The organism is Holospora undulata HU1 (genome assembly GCF_000388175.3).
GTDB lineage: Bacteria > Pseudomonadota > Alphaproteobacteria > Holosporales > Holosporaceae > Holospora > Holospora undulata_A.
Genome location: NZ_ARPM03000194.1, coordinates 1 through 1,065 on the forward strand (window position 1 = coordinate 1; position 1,065 = coordinate 1,065).

Annotated in this window: 1 protein-coding gene; it reads right to left on the minus strand. The window is 41.7% G+C overall.

Features of this window, described 5'->3' with window-relative positions; translation table 11 throughout:
• Positions 1-50 precede the first annotated feature (50 nt).
• A partial coding sequence (locus tag K737_RS10140) for a hypothetical protein (RefSeq protein WP_006300824.1) occupies positions 51-1,065 on the minus strand: 1,015 nt, incomplete at its 5' end.

Genomic DNA, 1,065 nt, shown 5'->3' on the forward strand with positions numbered 1-1,065 from the left:
GTATAATCTGTTTTTAAAGGTATATCATTTTTTCTCATAGTATTCCTCCGTTATTTTGTGACATTTTTTTGTAAATATTCTGAAAAATATTCTTTATTTAATCGAATAACTTCTAAAAGAGACTTGTTAAGATCTTTACGGACTTCTTGTTGTAAAACTGGGTCAGCGATACGAGAAGCACAATTGCGTAAATCTCGAACAGACCAAAACAGCGCCTCTCGAAGATTATTAAACTTATATGTGTTGGCTGTATGAACAAAAGATTCATGCCAAGATTTGGGAATTAATATAGAAACCCCTGCATCTCTATGAATATCAAAAGAAATAAACTGACGGTTGTTGGCGTGGGTGCCCACGTGATGCAAAATTGCGTCCTCACGAAGAATTTTCTTATCTTTTTTTAAGGAGCCATACAACCCGACCTTGAATTTTTCATCTTTATACTGAGTAAAGTACTGATCGATTACTTCTTGTTCTTCAATTTTTGGAACTCGCTTTTCGTCATACATCCCGCCCTGTCCGCCAGCTCCTTCTGGAAGGTGCTTTCGCTGTGCTGGAGGTTTTTCGGGGTTCATCTCTTTTTTAAATTCTTGCTTTGAAGCCTTCTGAGCAAGCACTTTTTCCCCACCAGAAACTTTTTCAGCAGGGGCTTTAATCCCTTCAGAAACATTTTGAGCGGGCGCTTTTGCTCCTTGGGCAGCTTTTTTTCCTGCTTTTTCCAGCTTTTTCAGCCCTCTTCCGACGGCTTTTGCAACTTTTTGCCCAAAAATCTCTTTTGCCAGAACTTTTCCTGCACCTTTTACGCCTTCTTCTTGGTACCCGTTTGCCAGAGCTTGAGCGGTTTCTCCGGCCTCCACTGCTGTTTTTAGCAATTTCATTCCAGGAAGCGCCTTGATTCCCGTCTTTGCCGCGACGCCTAGAGCTTGAATGTAGTCCCCCTCATTAACTTCATCCATAACGTGCTGAGCGCCGTCTATAACCTCCACAGCTGTTAATGTGGCAAAAAGCGCGGGAATAACAAACCAAAAATTATTTTCCAGAGCGTTGGCCGTGACCTGATCGCAC